This is a genomic window from Streptomyces sp. NBC_01384, from assembly GCF_045040035.1.
In the GTDB taxonomy this organism is placed as follows: Bacteria; Actinomycetota; Actinomycetes; order Streptomycetales; family Streptomycetaceae; genus Streptomyces.
In genome coordinates this window covers 495,338-515,124 of the sequence record NZ_CP109560.1, presented here as the reverse complement: position 1 = coordinate 515,124, position 19,787 = coordinate 495,338, and the positions used below count along the sequence as shown (strand labels likewise).

The window sequence follows — 19,787 nt, the reverse complement described above, 5'->3', positions numbered from 1 at the left end:
GTTGTCCACCTTGGGCACCAGGATGACGAACTTCGCTCTGAGTATCTGGATCTGGGACAAGACCGGCCGCGCCTCGGATCTGGCGCTGATGACGTTCTGCGCATTCCTGGCTACGGCCGTGTTCAGCCCGATCGCCGGCTCGCTCATCGACCGCTGGGACCGCAGGCTCACGATCATCATCAGTGACGTCGGCTCGCTGGTCTCCACCCTGGGAATGATCGCGTTGTTCTGGGCCGGGTCGGCCGCGGTCTGGCAGCTCTACCTGATCAACATCGTCACAGGTGCATGCCTGGCGTTCCAGGTGCCGGTCTACAACGCGACGATCTCCCAAATGATGTCCAAGGAGAAATTCCCCCGGGCCAACGCCATGATGTCGCTGAGCAAGTCCGTGCCCGGCGTGTTCGCTCCGGGGCTGGCCGCGGTCCTGCTGACCTTCGCCGACATCAAGCTGATCCTCGCGGTCGACGCGCTGTCCTATGTGGTCGCGATCGGGACGATCTTCCTGGTCACGATGCCGGAGGTGGTCAAGAAGACTGCCGCGAACGGCGGCGGACGGTTGAGCGACTCGTTGTTCGGCTTCCGCTACATGATCCAGCGTCCCGGGCTGCTCGGTCTCAGCCTGATGACCTTTACCCTCACGGTCCTGGCGGCGATGGGCTGGATCGTCCTTACGCCGATGATCATGGCTCGCACCGGCGGAGACCAGAGCCAGGTCGGCGTCGTGCAGGCGGTGGGCGCGATCGGCGGCGTCATCGGCGGGGTGGTGGTCGGCGCGCTGCGCCCGACCGAGCGGAAGATGGTCCGGATCCTGCCGGGCATCGTCGTGTTCAGCGTGCTCGGCCGGGTGCTGCTCGGCCTCGGGCAGTCGGTTGTGTTCTGGTCCGTGGGCTGGTTCTTTGCCTGGTCGTGCCTGCCGTTCATCCTCAGCTACGAGCAGGCGATCTGGCAGCAGAAGGTAGCACCCGAGGTCCAGGGCCGGGTGTTCGCGGCCCGGAACCTCGTGGACAACCTCGCGCCCCCCATCGCCTTCGGTACGGCGGGTCCGATCTCGGACTTCGTTCTGGAACCGGCCATGCGCCACGGCGGCGCCCTGGCCAGGGTCTTGCGCCCGCTGGTCGGCAACGGGGCTGGATCCGGGATGGCGCTGATCTTCGTCTTCACCGGCCTGCTCGGCGTCCTGCTCGCGCTCGGCGCCTTCCTGTTCCGGCCGCTGCGGGAGGTCGAGTCCCGAATACCGGACCACGACGACGAATACGCGAAAGAGAATGCGCCGGAAACGGTATGAGCCGGTGAACAACCCTGGAAGGACCGCTTGTGGAACAGCAGTACCGAGTCGTCGTGAACGGCGAAGGACAGTATTCCATCTGGCCGGCCGATCGGGCCGGAGTGCCTGGCTGGCAGGGTGAGGGGTTCGTCGGCAGTAAGGCGGAATGCCTGGCCCGCATCGGTGAGGTTTGGCAAGACATACGACCGGCCAGCCTGCGGGCTTGAACCCTGCGGTAATGGGAGATACGAACGTGGAATTCACCAAACTTGTGGCCGAGTTGTTCGCGGTCGACCCGGCCTCGGTGCGGGACACGGACACGCCGGCGATGTTGCCCGGTTGGACAAGCCTGAAGCACATGGAGCTCGTGGCGACCCTTGAGGAGGCCTACGCGGTCCGGTTCTCGGTCGCGGAGATCAAGTCCTTCACCTCGGTAGGCAATATTCGCGCGGTGCTGGAGAAAAAGGGAGTGCGCGCGGTGCTGGACGGAGAGGAAATGCCGTCATGACGCTCGTTGCGGAACCTGCGCAGCCGGTGGCGCCGTCCCCGCTCGCCGACGAGGATCTCGACCTGCTGTTGATGATCCGGCACTTCGAAGAGAGCCTGCTCGACCTGTTCGGTCAGGGAAAGCTCAACGGGACCACGCACACCTGCCTCGGCCAGGAGTACGTCCCGGTCGTGCTGCGCCCGCTGCTGGCCGAGCGGGACTTCGTGTTCAGCAACCACCGCGGGCACGGGCACTACCTCGCGCGTTTCGATGATCCGTACGGCCTGCTCGCCGAGATCATGGGGCGCGAAGGTGCCGTGTGCCACGGGGTCGGCGGCAGCCAGCACATCTACCGCGACACCTACCTGTCCACCGGGGTGCAGGGGGAAAGCCTCCCCGTGGCCGTGGGCGTTGCCCTGCGGCTGAAACGGGAAGCGGCAGGCCTGCTCGCGGTCACGTACATCGGCGACGGCACCTGGGGTGAAGGCTCGGTGTACGAGTCGCTCAACATGGCGAAGTTGTGGGGCCTTCCACTGCTGGTCGTCGTCGAGCACAACAAGATCGCCCAGTCCACTCCCACAACGGATCAGATGGCGGGCACGGTCGCCGCCCGCGCTCGCGCGTTTGGGATCCGGCACCACCTCGTTACCGGCACCGACGTCACGGCGATCCGCGCGGACCTGGCGCCGTTGATCTCGGCTGTGCGCCGCGACTGCACGCCGCTGGTCGTCGAGTTCGACACCTACCGTGTCGGTCCGCACAGCAAAGGTGACGACACCCGTGATGCGGCGCTGATCGAAGAAGCCGCCGCGCACGACTGGTCTGTTTCCTACTCCAGGCGATTCCCTGAGCAGTTCGACGCCGCCGACCGGCGTCAGCGGGAACGCGTCGCCGAGGTCGTCCGGGACGTCACCGATCGGCCACTGTCCACTTGGGAGATCCCGTGCGGGTGAGTGAGAACCTGAACCTCGCCCTGCACGAGCTGTTCGAGCGGAACGAGACCGCCGTCCTGCTCGGCGAGGACATCCGGGATCCCTACGGCGGCGCGTTCAAGGTCACCAAGGGCCTGTCCACCCGGTTCTCCGAACGGGTGCTGTCCACCCCGCTGAGCGAGGGAGCGATCGTCGGGGCCGGAGCGGGCCTGGCGCTGGCCGGGGACACGGCGGTCGTCGAGATCATGTTCGGCGACTTCATCACGCTGGGCTTCGACCAGATCGTCAACTTTGCCAGCAAGTCGGTGTCCATGTACGGAAGGCGAGTCCCGCTGCGGCTCGTGGTCCGGTGCCCGGTAGGTGGTGGCCGCGGCTACGGCCCGACCCACAGCCAGTCCCCGCAGAAGCACTTCGTCGGCGTCCCCGACCTGGGGCTGTTCGAGTTGTCGCCCTTCCACGACAGCCGGGACGTCCTGCAGACCATGCTGGCCCGGGAGACGCCGGGAATCCTGTTCGAGGACAAGGTGCTCTACACCCAGCAGATGTACGAGGACGGCTCGGTGGACGACCTCTTCGGGTACGACTTCATCGACGGGGATCCGCCGGTGGCGCGGGTCTTCATAGAACGGCCGGACGTGTTCGACCAGATCGTGATCGCGCCCGGCGGGATGGCCAACCGGGCGCTCGCCGCGATGCGCACCGCGTTCCTCGAGGAGGAGACCGTCAGCCAGCTGCTTGTGCCCTCGCAGCTCTACCCATTCGACGTGGAGCCGCTGCTGCCGACTTTGGCCCAGGCACGGCAGATCGTGATCGTAGAGGAGGGGGTGGCCGGCGGGACCTGGGGCAGTGAGGTCGCCCAGAGTCTGTATCCCCGGCTGTGGGGTTCGCTGCGCAGGCCGATCCGGCTGGTCCACTCGGCGGATTCGATCATCCCGACGGCCGCCCATCTCGAACGCGAGGTCTTGGTGCAGGACAAGACGATCCGCGAAGCGCTGGCGGAGGCCGCGAATGACTGACATCACCATTCCCAAGCTGAACAACAACGACGACTCCTACGTCCTGGTGCAGTGGCTGTTCGAGGACGGCGAGGAGCTCCCGCCCGGCGAGCCGATCGCCGTCGTGGAGACCTCCAAGGCCGCCGAGGAGCTGGAGTGCGAGACCGGCGGATTCCTGCACCGGCTGGCCGCAGAGCGGGACGACTGCCGGCCGGGCGACGTCATCGGCCGGATCTTCGCAACCGAGGAGGAGCGCCGACAGTTCGTGGCGGCGCAGGCGAAGCCCGACGCCGGCCCGGAGGTCCGGCAACTGGTGATCACCGAGGCGGCCAAGGCGCTGATCGCCCGGCACGGGATCCGGGAGGATGCCCTGCGTGTGCTCGGCAAGACCGTGATCAAGACCGGTGACGTCGAGCGGCTGGTCGCGGACTCGGGCAAACCCGCGGTCGCCTCGGTGAGCAAGCGGCAGCAGGCCGTCGCGGACGTGGTGACGGAGTCGCACCGGACCATCCCGGCGGCCTTCACCGTGACCAAGGTGAACGTCGGATCCGCCGTCGACGCGGCGAAGGCAGCGTCCGAGCGGGAGAGCACCTTGATCGGGCTGGTGGAGCTGCTGGTCAAGGCGGTCGGCGGGCTGCGTGCCGAGTTTCCTGCGTTCTACCACGCAGGCACTGGCGTAGGCGTGACTGTGGACGTCGGCAAGGGACTGTTCATCCCGGTCGTGCCCGATCCGGCGGAGAAGTCCGTGGCGGCCATCGCAGACATTCTCATGGAACACCGGATCAAGGCGATGCGCTCCGACTTCAGCGAGCGCGACTTCGCCGGGGCGGGAATCACCGTCTCGCTCAGCACCGATGAGGGAGTCCTGTTCGCGCAGCCGATCGTATTCCCCGGGCAGACGGCCATGGTGTCCCTCGGCTCGACCATGCGGGAGCTCGTGCTCGCCGAGGACGGCGCCGTGGTCCAGGCCCGGATTGCCCACATCGGGGTCGCCTTCGACCACCGCGTGATCAACGGCCGCGACGCCGCACAGTTCCTGTCCCGGCTGGCAGCCGTGCTCGCCGACGCCGACCGACTCGTGAAAGAAGGCTGATGAGCGCCCTCGCACTGCGTCGCCGCTGGGCTCAGCTGGAGCCTGGCCAGGACGCGATAACGATCCGTGTTCTGGCGAGCTACACCATCGATCCCCTGGTGCCGTACCTCGGCGTCAGGGCGCACGACGCTGGTCTGGACGCGAAGGCAGTGGTCGGGCCGCTGAACCAGATCGTGCAGCAGTGCATCGATCCCCGCAGCGAGGTCGCGCGCTCCCAGCCCGACGTCCTGGTGGTGGCACCTCGGTTCGAGGAGCTGGGGGAGGGCTCGCTGCTCGAGTTCGCCGACGCGGCGATGGCGGCCACCAGCCGGTGGGGTGCCTACCTGTTGTTTGTCCTGCCCTCGCTCCCGGAGGGCGCGGGGCTTGGCGTGGGTGACCACGGCGCCGCAGGTGGCCGGATCTGGACGGCCGTCGCTGCCCGGGAAGCGGTGCGCCGACGACTCGCCGGCCTGCCGAACGTCGGCCTCGCCGACGCCGAGGCGGCCGTCCGCGCGGTCGGCGCGCGGCGGGCCTACCACCCGACGCTCTTCGCGCTGGCCAAGATCCCCTATACCGAGGAAGTCTTCGCCGAGCTGGGCGGGCAGCTGGCAGCGGTGCTCGGTACCCGGTTCGGTCCCGTGGTCGAGGCAATCGTGCTCGACGCGGACAGCCTGCTCGGCGTCGACGGCGCGGACGTCCTTGGGTCCGTCCTGCCGGGCGTGCGCCGGGCCGGGGTACGCGTCGCCGTCCGCGGTTCCGGGGACTTGGCCGAGGTATGGCCGAGGATCGCGGCCGGCCTCGGTGAATCCTGGCGCGACTGCCTCGACGACTGGGTCGTCGACGACCGGGCCCTGGACGTCCAGCTGAGCGACATCGCCGAGCAGCTCGGCATCGAACTCACCGGGCTGGCACTCGTCGTCGCCGGTCCCAGGAACGCGGAACCGCGGGTGGTCGAGCTTGGCGACGAACCGGTCGCGTGGCCGTCGGAGCTCGCGGCGAGCGGGATCTTCGACCGGGCTCCGGTGAACCTGCCCGGGGCCGAGTCGGAGGTCGTCAGTGCGTCTCGCCCGGAAGCGGCGATGTCGCTCGAGGACTACGTCGCCGGCCTCGACGTGCAGGTGGACTTCCGGGTCGGTGATCGCGATGCCGTCCCGCGGCTGGCGGAAAGCCTCATCCGCACCAAGGATTTCACGCTCGGAACCGTCCAGAGTGAACATGTGCTCGCCGAACGGGCCGCCATCGGCGACATCGAGATCCACCTGGGTCGGGTCCGCGACCGACTCGGCGACTATGGGGAAGCGGTGACCATCGCCCTGAGCCATCGCGACGATCTCTGCGTCGTCTCGGCCTTCACCGTGTCCTGCCCGGTGTTGGGCAAGGGCGTGGAGGAGGCCGCGCTGGGCCGGATCCTCGACTCCGCGCGTGATCGCGGGTGCCGGACCGTGGTCTTCGAGCGGTCCGATACCGGGCGAAACGGCCTGATGACGGACTTCCTCGACGAGCTCCCGGAAGACCTGTTCGGGCTGGCGGTCCAGCTCGCGCCCGGCTCGGTGGCACCTCAGTAACTTCTCATCGCGGAGGGACACGTGTCCTATCCTGTCAATCCATGGATTCGCACCTTCGGGCTCGCGTCCACATCTGCACTGCAACTCGTCTGCCTTCCACACGCCGGCGGCGCCGCGTCCTACTTCGGCCCAATGGCAAGAGAGTTCGCCCCTCACGTCGAGGTCCTGGCCATCCAGTACCCGGGGCGGCAGGACCGCTATCGGGAACGTCTCATTGATTCGATCGAGGAACTCGCCGACCACGTCGTCGATGCGCTGGTTCCTCACCTGTATCGCCCGACGTCGCTATTCGGTCACAGCATGGGGGCAGCTGTGGCATTCGAAGTGGCGACCCGCCTCGAGGCCCGTGGCCACCAAGTGAGTGCCTTGTTCGTGTCCGGCTGCGGCGCTCCCTCGCTGAGCCGGGGCAGTCACAAACACGAACTCAGCGATGCAGAGTTGGTGGGCGAGCTGGTCCGGCTCGGGGCAACAGACCCAGCGATCATGGCGGATGACGAACTACGTCAGTTCTTGCTGCCGGCCGTCCGAGCCGACTACCGCGCCATTGAAACGTACCGCCACCGCGAGGGGAACGTCATCAACTGTCCGGTGGTGGCACTTTTCGGCTCCAGTGACCCCTATGTGAACGCTGCGAAGGTCGGTGCCTGGCACCAACACGCTCGGGGTGACTTCGAGCTGCATGAACTACCCGGCGGCCACTTCTTCATTGATCAGCAGCGCGATCGGGTGCTCGAGATCATGCAAGGTCGACTCGCGTGAAGAAATGAATGTCGTTGTCGGTGTTCACCTTCATGGTGACGCCGAGCACACGCTCTTCGTCGCCTTGTACTACAGCCGGAGATCTTCCAACGCCGCAGCCGCCGCCCGGGCCAGCCGCCGCTGACGGACCCCCAGCCGCCGGGCGGGCGATGTCCTCACGGCCGCCCGCCCGGCACCGGCCGCACCCCACCACCCCGGGCGGGGTGGTGGGGTGCGGCCACCCAACCCGTGGGGGAACTTCTGCAAAGAGATTTCGCCGCGGTGCGGCCCGCGTTCGGTCTGCGTCGATTGTCCGAACGGCTGGCTGAGGACCTGAGCGAGGGCGACTCGTGGGAGTGCTGGACGGAGCAGATGGTTTACCGGGCGGTCGTATAGGTGATGGCTGGGACGCGGGCCGTGCTGCGCCGCATCGTCGGCAAGAGCGACAATCATGAGCGGGAACCGGATCCGGCTCTGGTGCATTCTCTCTTGGTACTGCGCGGGCACAGAACACGGCGCTACCGTGCTGATGCGATCAACTGGGCTTTGGGGAGGGAGAAACGGGGATGTTGGAGCAGGCGTTAACGGCGCTGGCCGCAGCGGGCGGGACAGCGGTGGTGCAGGCCGCGGGGACGGACGTGTGGAGCGGGCTGCGACAGGCGGTAGCGCGTTGGTTCGGCCGGGGCGACGAGCAGCGTGAGCGGGCGGAGCTGCAGCGCCTGGATCAGGCCGCAATTGAGATGGAGACTGCCGAGGCAGCCGAGGCCGCGCGGGTGCGTATCCGCCAGGAGGCGGTGTGGCAGGCGCGGATCGAGGCCGTGCTGGAAAGCCTCGGCGAGGCTGAACGGGTTCGCGCCGCTGAGGAACTGCGCGCTCTCCTGGCCCAGTACGCCTCCGACGGCGGGCCATCGGTTGGTGACGGCGGACAAGCCGTCATGGGGGATGTAAAGATTCAGGCCGACCACGGCTCCGCAGCTGCCTGGATCATGGGGAACGTGACCCTGGGAAACCCTTCGCAGCCGGGTCCGCACGAGGGCTGAGCGTACCCGGAGCCACCTCGGCCACACTGAGCCGGATCAGCAGCATCTTTGCCGACCACGGCAGTATCGCCATTGGCTACGCCGAGCAGGTCCACCACCACGCCGCGCCGCGTGACCCAGCTGTCTGGCCGCACCAGGTCGGTGTGATCCCGCCTCGCGCGTTGTCCTTCCAGCACCGGACCGAGGCCGACCAGCTGCGGGCCGCAGTCGACAACGGGGGTACTGCGGTGCTGAGCCAGGTGCTCACCGGGACGGGCGGGGTGGGCAAAACCCAGTTGGCCGCCGACTACGCCCGCGCTGCCTGGGAGGACGGCAGCGTGGATGTTCTGGTGTGGATCAGCGCGAGCAGCCGCCAGGCGATCATGGACGGGTACGCGCAGGCCGGCGCAGAGGTGCTGGCGGAGGACCCCAGTGACCCGGAGCATGCCGCGCGGGCCTTCCTGGCCTGGCTGGAACCCAAGGACGGCCCGAAGCGGTGCCGGTGGCTGGTGGTCCTGGACGATCTGGCCGACCCGGCCGACCTGCGCGGCCTGTGGCCGCCGAACCGGCACGGCCGCACCCTCGTCACCACCCGCCGTCGTGAGGCCGCCCTGTCAGGAGAGGGGCGACGCCTCGTACATGTAGGCATGTTCACGCCCGCAGAGGCTGTTGCGTACCTCACCGCCGTACTTACCGCCCACGGCCGTCATGAGCCCGCCAACGAGATCCACGCTCTCGCTGCCGACTTGGGACATCTGCCGCTCGCGCTCTCTCAGGCCGGCGCCTACCTCATCGACACTGCTATCACCTGCGCCAACTATCGCCGGCTGTTCGCCGACCGGATCAGGAAGCTGGCCGACCTGCTGCCCGAACCGAGCGCGCTGCCCGACGACCAGACCACCACCGTCGCCGCCACCTGGTCGCTGTCCATCGAACGTGCCGACAAGCGCCGGCCCGTGGGTCTGGCCCGACCCATGCTCCAGCTCACTGCGATACTCGACCCGAACGGCATCCCCGATACCGTCCTCATGAGCGAACAGGCGCGCGCCCACCTGGCGGGTCATCGCGCCGCCGGCCACCAGGAATCCGCCCCGGTGACGGCCGAGGAGGCTGTCGCCGCACTACGTGTGCTGCACCGACTCAGCCTGATCGACCACACCCCTGACACCCCCCATCATGCCGTGCGCGTCCACCAGCTCATCCAACGCGCCACCCGGGACACCTTCGCCTCGCACGAGCAGGAGCACCTCGCTCGCACCGCCGCCGATGCCCTGTTCGACGTCTGGCCTGAATTTGAACGCGACACCGCCCTCAGCCAGGCCCTGCGTGCCAACACCGCAGCGTTGGTCAGACATGCCGAGGACGCCTTGTTCCAGGACGGAGCCGGGCTTGCGGTGCTGTTCCGCTTCGGCAGCAGTCTTGGCGAATCCGGTCGGGTCGCTGCCGTGATCAAGCATTACGAGCACATGGCAACCCTTGCGCATGACCGTCTCGGTGCTGCTGACTTGTATACCCTGGGCGCCCGCCAAGAGCTTGCCAGGTGGCGTGGTGAGGCGGGAGATGCGGCTGGTGCCGCCGCTGCTTTCGAGCAGCTGCTGACCGATGAGCTGCGGGTCCTCGGCCCAGACCACCCCACCACCCTCAGCGCCCGGGCTATGCTCGCCAAATGGCACGGTGAGTCGGGGGACGCGGCCGGCGCTGCCGCTGCTTTCGAGCAACTGCTGGCCGACGAGCTGCGAGTAATGGGTCCCGACCACCTCCCTTTCATGACGCGGGCCAGTGTCGCCACCTATCGGGGGAGAGCGGGGGACGCGGCCGGTGCTGCCGCGGCCTTCGAGCAGTTACTGGCGGATAACTTACGACTACTGGGCCCCGACCATCCCAGCACCCTTGTCACACGAAACGACTTGGGTAACTGGCGTGGCAACGCGGGCGACGTATCCGGCGCCGTCACAGCGCACGAGCAGCTGTTGGCCGATATGCAGCCGCTGCTGGGGCCCGATCACCCTTACGTACTGACCACCCGGCACGACCTGGCTTATTGGCGTGGTGAGGCGGGAGATGCGGTCGCCGCTGCCGCTGCTTTCGAGGAGTTGCTGGCCGTACAGGAGCGAGTGCTGGGGCCGGACGACCTTAAGACTCTCACTACCAGGAACAATCTTGCTGTGCAGCGAGGGAAGGCCGGTGACGCGGTCGGGGCTGCCGCCGCCTTCGAGCAGCTGCTGGCCGACATGCTGCCGGTCCTGGGCCCTGACCACCCCGACACCCTGACGACGCGAGCCAACTTGGCGTCTTGTCGGGGGGCTGCGGGCGATCCGGCAGGCGCCGCTGCCACCTATGCCGAGCTACTCGATCACACGTTGCGGGTACTTGGCCCGGACCACCCCCGGACCCTCACCATCCGAGCCAACTCCGGCCGGTGGCTGGCGGCGGTGGGGGACGACGTCGGCGCTGCCGCTGTTTTCGTGCAGTTGCTTGCTGACACGAGACGGGTGCTGGGCGTCGATCACCCCGACACCCTCGCCGTCCGAGCCGCCATCACCGGGTTACGCCGCGAGGTGGAGGACGCGAACAAGCCGGGCGCCTACGACCCCGACCTCGCGCTCTCGCTGTCCGGCCTCACCGCCCAGCTGTGGAAGGCGGGGCGCCGGAACGAAGCCGTCACTGCCGAGCAGGAGGCGGTGGAGATCCGGCGCCGGCTCGCGGCGGACAACCCGGCCGCCTACGAGCCCGACCTCGCGTCCTCGCTAGCTGTCTTGGCCACGCTTCTGGCGATGAGGGGTGACCTTTCCGAGGCGCTACGTGCGACGGGGGAGGCCGTGGAACTCTACCGCTGCCACATTGCCCGGATGCCCTCCGTGCTCCCGCAACTCCGCACTGTGCTGGACCTGCAGGCAGATCTGCTTGAGGGACTCGGGCGCGCTGGGGAGGCGGAGGCAGTCCGCCGTTGGCTCGGGGAGAGTTGGCTCCCGTCTGATTCCCCCAATTGAAGTGGCCGCGCAGCCGGTTGATCTCGTTGACACGGCGGCGCTGCCCTCTCCGGGCTCGTGAGGGTAGCTCGCGGACGGCGCCGGAGGAATCGGCCCGCACCGTGATGGGGGGTGGTCCAGCGAAAGGGGCAGGGCGAGGACTGAAGCTTCCCGGGAAACTTCACCGGCGGGGATGCCCCAGCTCTCCACCAGGTCCATGCGGAAGCGTGTCTGGGTCCGCTGGACCACCGGGTGCCCGGCCCCTGCGGCCATGGCACTGACGATCGTCTCGACCTTGTCCATCGGATTCCAACTCCTTGTCATAGGTAGCGCGGGCCGGCCCATGTGGTCGGGCAGCCCCCTCGCGGCATCCCCGATCGGGGGAGGTAGGGGTAGGTCTGGCTGTGCCCTGAACTTCCGGTGTTCGCCCCCAGGCGCACACTGCGGACGCGGGGTTCCCTGGTGGCGGTTCGTGCTGTCAGGCGGGTGGGTTCGGGCTGTGCAGGAGTCGGCGGATGGCGTTCATGCGGTCGGCGGTGATGCGGGCGCCGATGGCGGTGCCGGGGATGGCGTGGGCCACGTGGAACGCGCCGCTGTAGTGGTGCAGTTCAGTCGGGACACCGGCCTGGATGAGCAGGTGGGCGTAGTCCAGTCCTTCATCGCGGGTGGGGTCGACCTGGTAGGCGGTGACGTAGGCGGGAGGGAGCACGGCCAGGTCGGTGAGCTGGGCCCGACCGGGGGCGGCGTACAGCGGTACGTCTGCGTCTCCCGGTTGCGCGGTGCCGCGCAGGTAGTGCTGCCAGCTGAGGGGCGAGTTCGATGCCTGCCAGGTGGGTGTGTCGGGCAGGTGGCGCATGGAGTGGCTCCGCAGCCGGTCGTCCACCGTGGGGGCGTCCAGGAACTGGGCGGCCAGGGCCGGCCCGCCGTGGTCCCTGCTGCGGAGGCACAGCGCTGCGGCCAGGCCGCCGCCCGAGCTCTCGCCGAGCACGCCGATCCGGTTCGCGTCGATGCCGTGCTCCTGGCCGGCGCTGCCTGCCAGCCACCGCAGAGCCGCGTAGCAGTCGTCCAAGGCCGCGGGGTACGGGTCCTCGGGCGCCAGGCGGTACTGCACGCCGAGGACCGCGGTGCCGGTCTGGTCGGCGACGCGGCGCGCTTGGCCGTCGCCACCGTTCAGGTCGCCGAGGACGTAGGCGCCGCCTTGCAGGTACAGCAGCGCGGGGACCGGGCCGGAGCGGTCGGCGGGCAGGTAGAGGCGTCCGGCCACTGGCGGCGCTCCCTGCTCGCCGGGGATCGCGATGTCCTGGACGGTGAGCGGCCTGGTGGATTCGTAGGCGGGGGCTTGGCCGGAGAACTGGCGGGCCAGTTCGCGCGCTGCCGTCACGTCGCAGAGGTCGACCTTCGGGATGAAGGGTGCGACGGCGGCGAGTTCGCTGTCGAGGGCGTAGTCCACGGGTGTATCTCCTCTTGCTCGAACAGTTGGTTCCGGACCTGGGCCAGGTCCGGGGCTGGCAGCTTGAAGGGCGGATGTGCTTTGCGCGGCTCGCCGCGCTGCAACGAGCACGCCAGCATGGCCACCGCCCTCGGCATGGTCGGCGGAGCGCACCCCGGGGAGGGTGTGCGCGTGGACCGGTCGCGGACCACACCGCCCGGCACGGGCCGGGCGGTGTGGTCCGTGCGGTTCGGCTACGCCGCGGCCGGGGTGTGCTTGACGGTCAGGGTCTGGGTGTTGGTGAAGGCGAGGACGCCGGCTTGGCCGCTTTCGACGCCGATGCCGGACTGCTTGTGGCCGCCGAAGGGGACCTGGGGGTGCAGGTGCATCGATTCGTTGACCCATACGGTCCCGGCCTGGAGCTGCTGGGCGACGGCGTAGGCCGCTTCGGTGTCGGTGCCCCAGACCGAGGCGCCCAGGCCGAATTCGCTGTCGTTGGCGCGGGCGACGGCGTCGGCGGTGTCGGTGTACTTCAGCAGTGGCAGGACGGGCCCGAACTGCTCCTCGCGAACGATGCGGGCGCTGTCCGGGGGGTTGTCGACCAGCGTGGGCCGGATGAAGTACCCGGCGCTGTCGGGGTCGGGCAGGCCGCCGCTGAGGAAGGAGTAGCCCTGGTCGCGGCAGTCGTTCAGGAGGTCCACGACGGTCTGGTACTGGCGCAGGTTGGAGAGCGGACCCAGCTCGACGCTCTCGTCCTGGGCGGGGTCGCCGAGGGTGACGGTGGCGGCGATCTCGGCCAGTTCGCGGGCCAGGTCCTCGTAGATGTCCGCGTGCACATACAGGCGCTTGGTGGCCAGGCAGATCTGGCCGGTGTTGGCGAACGCGGCCCAGAACAGCTGGGGGGCGACCTGCTTGACGTCCACGTCCGGCAGCACGATGGCCGCGTCGTTGCCGCCCAGTTCCAAGGTGACCCGGGCCAGGGTGGCGGCGGCGCTGGCCATGACGGTGCGCCCGGTCGTGGTGGACCCGGTGAAGCTGATCTTGTCGAAGCCGGGGTGGCTGGTGACCCGCGAGCCCAGGCCGCCGGTTCCGGTGATCACGTTCAGGACGCCGGGGGGCAGCACCTCGCGCAGGACCTCGCCGAGCTTGAGGTTGGCCAGCGGCGTGAACGCCGACGGCTTGAGGACCACGGTGTTGCCGGCCAGCAGCGCCGGTCCGAGTTTGAACGACGCCTGCCCGAGCGGGTAGTTCCACGGCGTGATGGCCGCCACGACCCCCAGCGACACGTGCCGGGTGATCGACCGGCGCTCCTGGTCGTCCTGGTTGACGGTGTCCGCCAGTGGGATGTCGGCGGTGGCGCGCAGCCAGTAGGCCAGGCCGGCGACCTCGGCGCGGGCGACGGGGCGAGGCTTGCCCTGCTCCTGGGTGACCAGGTCGGCGAGCAGCTCGGTGTGGGCCTCGATGGTATCGGCCATCCGGCGCAGGTACTGGCGGCGCTCATCCACCGGGAGGGCGGCCCAGGCGGGGAAGGCGGTGCGGGCGGCGGCGACGGCCTGGTCGAGCTGCTCGTCGGAGCAGTGCGGGGCCAGCGCCAGGAACTTGCCGGTGACGGGGTTGGTGACGGCGAAGTCAGTGGCGCCTGCGACGGGCTGGCCGTCGATGGTCAGGGTGAACTTCTGGTCGGATGCGGGGATATGCACGGTTCTCCTGGGCGCGGCCCGGCGAGGCGGGCCGCTGTGTCGCTGTGCTTGGTGGGTCGGGGGTCGGGGTCAGTTCTGGACGGTGGGGCGTACGACGATCTCGCTGACGTCCACGGCGTCGGGCTGGGCGATCGCGTAGCCGATGGCCTCGGCGATGGCGGAGGCGGGCAGGCCGATCTGTTCGGTGGCGGCGCGCGCGGCGCCCTGGGCCTGGGCGTCGCCGCCCTGGTCGGCGAGTTCGGACTGGGTGAAGCCGGGGCTGACGACGGTGACGCGTACCGCGGTGTTCTCCTGGCGCAGGCCCTCGGACAGGGCCCGCACGGCGAACTTGGTGGCGCAGTAGACGGCCGCGGTGGGGTCGACTCGGTAGGCGGCGGTGGAGGCGATGTTGACGATGTGGCCGGCGCCCTGGGTGTTCATGGCGGGCAGGACGGCGGCGATGCCGTGCAGGACGCCGCGCAGGTTGACGTCGATCATCTGGTTCCACTCCTGGATGTGGAGGGCGTCCAGCGGGGACAGCGGCATCACGCCGGCGTTGTTGACCAGGACGTCGATGCGGCCGTGGCGGGCCAGGGCGCCGTCGGCGAACGCGGTGACGCTGTCGAGGCGGGTGACGTCGAGCTCGGCGTACTCGGCGCTGTGGCCTGCTTCGGTCAGTTCTTTGACCAGCAGGGTCAGGCGGTCCACGCGGCGGGCGCCGAGGACGACGTGGTGTCCGGCGGCGGCCAGGTGGCGGGCGGTGGCCTCGCCGATGCCGCTGGAGGCACCGGTCACCAGGACGATCTTGCGGGTGGAAGCGGTGGCGGTGGTGGTCATGGGATGCTCCGGTTCGGTACGGGGGTGGGTCGTGGAAGGGCGCCCGGGGGCGCGGGGGGCGGCGCGGCCGGCCCTGGCAGCGGGTCAGCTGCGGGGCTGTTCGATGTGCTGCAGGACGTCGGTGAGCTGCCAGTCGACGCTGCCCTGGTCGATGGTGGCGTGGACGGGTGAATCACCCATGACGCCGGTGATTCCGGCGGCTCCGGCGCGGGCGTGGGCCATGGTGTCGTAGGCGACGATGTCGATGACGGTGCCGTCCTGGGTCACCGCGATGCGCCGCCACTGGAAGCCGGGCTGCTTGCGCAGGTAGTCGTTGATGTCGGCGTTGGCGGTGATGAAGTCCTGCGCGGTCAGTCCGGGCGCGGGCCGCAGGGTCGTCACTTCAAGGACGTCGGGCATGGGAGAGGTTCCTCTTCTTCCGGTGTGGAGCTGGGAGTTGTTGTTGCCGGTCGGGTTCGGTGCGGCAGTCCCGGCCCGGGGTGGCCGGGATCCGGCGCGGTGTCAGGCTTCGGCGAGGGCGATGCGTCGGTGGAGTCGGCGCAGGGGGGCCGGGCAGTACCAGTTGGCGTCGCCGAGGGCCCGCATGACGGCCGGCAGCAGGACGGCGCGCACGAGCGTGGCGTCGAGCACGATGGCCAGGCCGGCGCCGATGCCGAACATCTGCAGGAAGCTCACGGTTCCGGCGGCGAAGGCCAGCAGGCTGACCGCCAACAGGGCGGCTGCCGCGGAGACGATCCGTCCGGTGCGGGCCAGGCCGGTGGTGACCGCCTCGGCGGTGGGCATCCCGCGGTCGTGCAGTTCCTTGATCCGGCTGATCAGGAAGACCTCGTAGTCCATCGACAGGCCGAAGGCGATGCACAGGAACAGGATCAGCATCGACATGTCCATCGGGCGGGCGGTGAACGATAGCGCTCCCGCGCCGTGGCCGTCCTGGAACATCCACACCAGCACACCAGCAGTGGCCGACAGGGTCAGCGCGTTGAACAGCAGCGCCCGCAGGGGTTGGAACAGGCTGCCGGTGAACGCGAACAGCAGCAGCAGGGTGCTGGCGACGATGATCAGGGCGGCGTAGGGCAGGTGGGCGCCGATGGAGGCGCTGGTGTCGACCAGGTCGGCGTCCGGTCCCCCGACCAGTCGGTCGGCCCCGGCCGGCGCCGGTACCGCGCGGACCTTGGCCACCAGGTCCTGGGCGGCTGGGGACTTGGCCGCAAGGGAGGTGGCGACCACGAGGCGCTGGGCGTGCGGGCGCCCCAGGGTGGCGGGGTCCAGGGAGGGGGCGGTGGGTGTCCCGTTGCGGAAGCTTCCGGTGCTGCTGTCCACGGCGACGACTCCAGGCAGCTGGGACAGAGTGCGGGCGTAGGCGCCCAGTGCGGAGGGCGGTACGGCGGCGGTGGTGACCACGTCGATCTGGTCTCCCTGGCCGCTGAAGTCGGCCGCGAGGTGGTCGCTGACCTGGCGGCTGGCGGTGTCCTTGGGCAGCACGCCCTGGTCGGGAGTACCCAGTTGGGCGTGGGTGAGGGGCAGGGCCAGGAACAGCAGGAGCAGCACGGCGGGCACCGCGTACCGGGCGGGGCGGCGTTGTACGGCGGTGGTGGTGCGGCGCCAGATCCGGGACTCGCCGCCGCGGCTGGCGGTAGCCGACCAGGGAATCCTGCCGTTGTTCACCCTGGTGCCCAGGACCGAGAGCAGCGCGGGCAGCACCAGCAGGGCGGTGGCGGCGGAGATCAGGACGACGCCGATGCCCGCGTAGGCGAAGGAGCGCAGGAAGTACTGCGGGAAGACCAGCAGCGCGGTCAGGGCGCAGGCGACGGTGGCGGCCGCGAACAGCACGGTGCGCCCCGCGCTGGCGATGGTGGTGGCGACCGCCTCGGGTACCGCCTGGCCCTGGGCGAGTTGCTCGCGGAAGCGGCTGACCAGCAGCAGCGAGTAGTCGATGCCCAGGCCCAGGCCCAGGGCGGTGGTCATGTTGATGGAGAACTCGGACACGCTGGTCACCGAGCCGACCAGGTACAGCTCGGCGAACGTGCCCATGATCGCGACGGTGCCGACCAGGAGCGGCAGCAGGGCCGCGACCAGGCTGCCGAAGACGAACAGCAGCAGGATCGTGGTCAGCGGGACCGCGATGGCTTCGGCGCGCAGCAGGCTGGTGGTGACCTGCTCGTTGATGTCGACCGAGGCCGCGGCGCTGCCTCCGGCCTGGATCGTGGCGGTGGCGCTGGGGACGGCGTAGCGGGCGATCAGTTGTTTGGCGCGGGTGGTCGACTGGTCGTCGTCGCCGGTGACGTGCACGGCGACGATCGCCTGGGTGTCGTCGTGGGAGCGCAGCGCCGGAGCCTTGGCCGTCCAGTAGGACACGACCGCGTCCACGTCCGGTTCGCTTCCCAGGCGTTGGGCCAGGGTGCGGCCGGCATCAGCTGCGGCGGGCGTGTCGACGGTTCCGGTGGTGGCGTGCAGCAGGAACACCAGGTTGGTCCGGCCGCCGAACTGGGTGTCGATGACATGCTCGGCGCGGGTTGCCTCAGCGTGGGGGTCGTTGAAGCCGCCACCCTTGAGCTGGCCGAACGCCCCGATGCCCAGGGCGGTGCAGAGCGTCAGGGCCAGCGCGGCCAGGACCAGGACGAATCTGGCGCGTCGGTGGATGAAGGCGCCGTAGCGGTGCAGCAAAGAGATCGGCCTGCTTTCAATCGGAACGGTAGGCGCGGGGCACCGCGGTTACCCCCCGGGAGCGGTGGGCACGGGGCGGGGCATGGCCGGTGGCCGCGCTCAGGGGCCGTGGTGCGAGGCGTCGGCGTCAGGCCCGGGTGTGGTCGGGGAGCCAGTTGCCGTGGAAGCCGGCCGGGACGCGGCGCGGCAGGTGGACGGTGGCCAGGGTGTGGAGGTGTTCGGCGTCGAGGATTTCCAGGTCGCTGCGGTCGGTGGCGGCGTCGTGGACGAATGCCATGAGGTACCCGGGGCCTCCGGCGCGGTCGTCGGCCGGGGCGAAGGCGGCCTCTCCCGGGGTGCGGCCGGGGCCTAGGAGGTGGCTGGTGACCGCACCGGTGTGCAGGTCGTAGCGGTGGACCGCGCCTTGGCGCTGCTGGCTGCCGGGGGTGCGGGTGGCGCTGGCGTGGCCGTACCGCGAGGGCAGGCCGGCCAGGCGGTCGTCGATGCGGGGGAACTCCGCGGGGCGGTCGTCCAGTTGCTCCTCGCGGACGGTGCCGGTGGACAGGTTCACGGTCCAGCGCCACAGGGTTCCGTGGGCGTCGACCTGCACGCCGTCGCCGAGCCGGTCGTAGCGGATCGCGTGCAGGACCAGGCGTTCGCCCTCCTCGTGGGCGTTGAGGGTATGGAAGACATAGCAGGGGGCGATGTCGAACCAGCGCACCGGACTGTAGGGGTCGGCGCGGTCCAGAACGCCGAGGCGGGCGCCGTAGCCGGGGTCCCAGGTGTAGGGCAGGCCGGGCTCTGCGGCCAGGGCCTTGGGCAGGTCGAAGACCAGGGGCAGGTCCATGAACACGACGTGGCCGGAGGTGAGGTGGAAGTCGTGCATCATCGTCGGCGCGCCAACCTCGACCGGGCGGCTGACTGTCAACTGTCCGGCCGCGTCGGCCCGGTGGTAGGTCAGGAACGGGGCGTCAGGCGCTCCGTAGCCGAAGAAGTGGAGCTCCCCGGTGGTGGGGCAGGTCTTGGGGTGGGCGGTCATGGGGGTGCGCAGGCGGCCCTGGAAGTCGTACACCCCCAGGGTGTCCAGCTCACAGCCCGGTGCCATGTCGAGCTGGTAGGGGTACGAGGACTCGACCAGCGCCAGAGTGCGCCCGGCGTGCCGGACCACGTGGGTGTTCGCGGCGCCGGCGGTCAGGTCCAGGTTGCCCTGGTCGTCGTGGAGCCGGGCGCCGGTGCGCAGGCTCTCGGTGCGCACCCAGCGGTTGCGGTAGGCGGTGGCACGGCCGGCTTCCAGGCGGATGCCGTGGACCATGCCGTCGCCCAGGAACCAGTGGGCGGAGGATGCCTGCTGGGGGTTGGGCCCGTTGCGCAGGTACCAGCCGGTCAGGTCGGGCGGGATGGTTCCGGTGACGGACAGGTCGGTCAGGGTGGCCTCGTCGGCGACGGGCGCGAAGTTGCCCAGCAAGTGGGGTGCGGCGGTGGTCATCAGCGATCGGGATCCGTTCCGGCAGGGGACGTCAGAGGGGTCAGCGGTTGGCGGGCATCTGGACCACGGCTGCCGGGTCCGGCGCGGGGAGGCGCTGGGCGGCCATGGCCGCGGCCCAGCGGGCCTGCATGACCTTGGGGTAGCGGCTGGTGAAGACCACCGGGGCGAGGAACCCGAGGACCTGGCAGGCCGTGGTGGCGGCGGTGCCTGCGTGGGCGAGGTGGCACAGGGCCTGCGCTGCGGCGGTCAGGGTGAACGCGATGGCCCAGACCCGGGTGATGACGACGTTGACGTGCAGGAACTGGGGGGTGTCCCAGACTTCGCGCGGGGTGCTGCGGCGGGCGATGCCCAGCGTGAAGGGCCGACCGATGGCCAGGGTGGCCCAGGCGGTGGCGGCCAGCCAGCAGAACGAGAGCACCCCGGTCCACGGGTGCAGGCCGCTGTGCGGCTGGGCGAAGGCCAGGGCGGTGACGGCGGCGAAGTAGACCACCGTGCTGCCCTCCAGCACCAGCGCGTCCCTGGCCACGCCAGCCGAGCGGGAACCGATGATCAGCCACACGCCGATCACCAGCGCACTGAGCGCACCCCACTGCCAGCCGAAGCCGGCGACGGCGGCGAAGACGATCCAGGGAATGAAGCCACGTAGATAGTGCATGGAAGGGTCCTCACGTC

At 69.6% G+C, this 19,787-nt stretch carries 17 protein-coding genes; 10 read left to right on the top strand and 7 right to left on the bottom strand.

Annotated features, from left to right (window positions below):
- Positions 1–22: 22 nt before the first annotated feature.
- The 10 genes from OG747_RS49965 (at position 23) to OG747_RS49920 (ending at position 11,062) form a co-directional block, all read left to right on the top strand.
- Entirely contained in the window at positions 23–1,285 is a 1,263-nt protein-coding gene (locus OG747_RS49965; protein WP_405886544.1) for an MFS transporter, read from the top strand.
- 29 nt (positions 1,286–1,314) lie between these two features.
- Positions 1,315–1,491: an MbtH family NRPS accessory protein gene (locus OG747_RS49960; protein ID WP_331744061.1), complete on the top strand. Its 177-nt coding sequence runs from the start codon at positions 1,315–1,317 to the stop codon at positions 1,489–1,491.
- A gap of 26 nt (positions 1,492–1,517) precedes the next feature.
- Entirely contained in the window at positions 1,518–1,772 is a 255-nt protein-coding gene (locus OG747_RS49955) for an acyl carrier protein (RefSeq protein WP_331765105.1), read from the top strand.
- The gene (locus tag OG747_RS49950; protein ID WP_331744065.1) at positions 1,769–2,704 is read left to right on the top strand and encodes a thiamine pyrophosphate-dependent dehydrogenase E1 component subunit alpha; all 936 of its coding nucleotides are present in this window, start codon (positions 1,769–1,771) and stop codon (positions 2,702–2,704) included. The genes OG747_RS49955 and OG747_RS49950 overlap by 4 nt, the downstream gene beginning before the upstream one ends.
- Positions 2,695–3,699: a transketolase C-terminal domain-containing protein gene (locus OG747_RS49945; RefSeq protein WP_331744067.1), complete on the top strand. Its 1,005-nt coding sequence runs from the start codon at positions 2,695–2,697 to the stop codon at positions 3,697–3,699. Before OG747_RS49950 ends, OG747_RS49945 begins: the two co-directional genes overlap by 10 nt.
- The gene (locus OG747_RS49940; protein ID WP_331744069.1) at positions 3,692–4,771 is read left to right on the top strand and encodes a 2-oxo acid dehydrogenase subunit E2; all 1,080 of its coding nucleotides are present in this window, start codon (positions 3,692–3,694) and stop codon (positions 4,769–4,771) included. Before OG747_RS49945 ends, OG747_RS49940 begins: the two co-directional genes overlap by 8 nt.
- On the top strand, positions 4,771–6,315 hold the full coding sequence (locus OG747_RS49935) for a hypothetical protein (RefSeq protein ID WP_331744071.1): 1,545 nt from the start codon (positions 4,771–4,773) through the stop codon (positions 6,313–6,315). The genes OG747_RS49940 and OG747_RS49935 overlap by 1 nt, the downstream gene beginning before the upstream one ends.
- A gap of 21 nt (positions 6,316–6,336) precedes the next feature.
- On the top strand, positions 6,337–7,074 hold the full coding sequence (locus OG747_RS49930) for an alpha/beta fold hydrolase (protein WP_331744073.1): 738 nt from the start codon (positions 6,337–6,339) through the stop codon (positions 7,072–7,074).
- Between the two features lie 545 nt (positions 7,075–7,619).
- On the top strand, positions 7,620–8,093 hold the full coding sequence (locus OG747_RS49925) for a hypothetical protein (RefSeq protein WP_331744075.1): 474 nt from the start codon (positions 7,620–7,622) through the stop codon (positions 8,091–8,093).
- A 161-nt stretch (positions 8,094–8,254) separates the two neighbouring features.
- On the top strand, positions 8,255–11,062 hold the full coding sequence (locus OG747_RS49920; RefSeq protein ID WP_405886319.1) for a tetratricopeptide repeat protein: 2,808 nt from the start codon (positions 8,255–8,257) through the stop codon (positions 11,060–11,062).
- 457 nt (positions 11,063–11,519) lie between these two features.
- Here OG747_RS49920 and OG747_RS49915 read toward each other — a convergent pair whose 3' ends face one another.
- The 7 genes from OG747_RS49915 to OG747_RS49885 all read right to left on the bottom strand — a co-directional run bounded on the left by OG747_RS49915 (position 11,520) and on the right by OG747_RS49885 (position 19,770).
- Positions 11,520–12,491, bottom strand: coding sequence for an alpha/beta hydrolase (locus tag OG747_RS49915; RefSeq protein ID WP_331744078.1), 972 nt, complete (start codon positions 12,489–12,491; stop codon positions 11,520–11,522).
- A 233-nt stretch (positions 12,492–12,724) separates the two neighbouring features.
- A complete protein-coding gene (locus OG747_RS49910; RefSeq protein WP_331744080.1) occupies positions 12,725–14,170 on the bottom strand; it encodes an aldehyde dehydrogenase family protein in 1,446 nt (481 codons plus the stop codon).
- 69 nt (positions 14,171–14,239) lie between these two features.
- Positions 14,240–14,986, bottom strand: coding sequence for an SDR family oxidoreductase (locus OG747_RS49905; RefSeq protein ID WP_331744082.1), 747 nt, complete (start codon positions 14,984–14,986; stop codon positions 14,240–14,242).
- 84 nt (positions 14,987–15,070) lie between these two features.
- Complete coding sequence (locus tag OG747_RS49900; protein ID WP_331744084.1) at positions 15,071–15,385, bottom strand: hypothetical protein; 315 nt, start codon at positions 15,383–15,385, stop codon at positions 15,071–15,073.
- A 102-nt stretch (positions 15,386–15,487) separates the two neighbouring features.
- Positions 15,488–17,650 (bottom strand): MMPL family transporter, encoded by a 2,163-nt coding sequence (locus tag OG747_RS49895; protein WP_331744086.1) that lies wholly within the window; start codon positions 17,648–17,650, stop codon positions 15,488–15,490.
- A 127-nt stretch (positions 17,651–17,777) separates the two neighbouring features.
- Positions 17,778–19,115, bottom strand: a complete 1,338-nt coding sequence (locus OG747_RS49890) for a carotenoid oxygenase family protein (RefSeq protein WP_331744088.1) — start codon at positions 19,113–19,115, stop codon at positions 17,778–17,780.
- Positions 19,116–19,155: 40 nt separating this feature from the next.
- Positions 19,156–19,770 carry a hypothetical protein gene (locus OG747_RS49885; RefSeq protein ID WP_331744090.1) on the bottom strand — a complete coding sequence of 205 codons (615 nt, stop codon included), beginning with the start codon at positions 19,768–19,770 and terminating at the stop codon, positions 19,156–19,158.
- Positions 19,771–19,787 lie beyond the last annotated feature (17 nt).

What these genes read in the sequence shown, in the direction of transcription:
- OG747_RS49965 (WP_405886544.1), top strand. Translation starts at nt 23, where the DNA reads ATGACGAACTTCGCTCTGAGTATCTGGATCTGGGACAAGACCGGCCGC.
- OG747_RS49950 (WP_331744065.1), top strand. Translation starts at nt 1,769, where the DNA reads ATGACGCTCGTTGCGGAACCTGCGCAGCCGGTGGCGCCGTCCCCGCTC.
- OG747_RS49940 (WP_331744069.1), top strand. Translation starts at nt 3,692, where the DNA reads ATGACTGACATCACCATTCCCAAGCTGAACAACAACGACGACTCCTAC.
- OG747_RS49935 (WP_331744071.1), top strand. Translation starts at nt 4,771, where the DNA reads ATGAGCGCCCTCGCACTGCGTCGCCGCTGGGCTCAGCTGGAGCCTGGC.
- OG747_RS49925 (WP_331744075.1), top strand. Translation starts at nt 7,620, where the DNA reads ATGTTGGAGCAGGCGTTAACGGCGCTGGCCGCAGCGGGCGGGACAGCG.
- OG747_RS49905 (WP_331744082.1), bottom strand. Translation starts at nt 14,986, where the DNA reads ATGACCACCACCGCCACCGCTTCCACCCGCAAGATCGTCCTGGTGACC.
- OG747_RS49900 (WP_331744084.1), bottom strand. Translation starts at nt 15,385, where the DNA reads ATGCCCGACGTCCTTGAAGTGACGACCCTGCGGCCCGCGCCCGGACTG.
- OG747_RS49890 (WP_331744088.1), bottom strand. Translation starts at nt 19,115, where the DNA reads ATGACCACCGCCGCACCCCACTTGCTGGGCAACTTCGCGCCCGTCGCC.
- OG747_RS49885 (WP_331744090.1), bottom strand. Translation starts at nt 19,770, where the DNA reads ATGCACTATCTACGTGGCTTCATTCCCTGGATCGTCTTCGCCGCCGTC.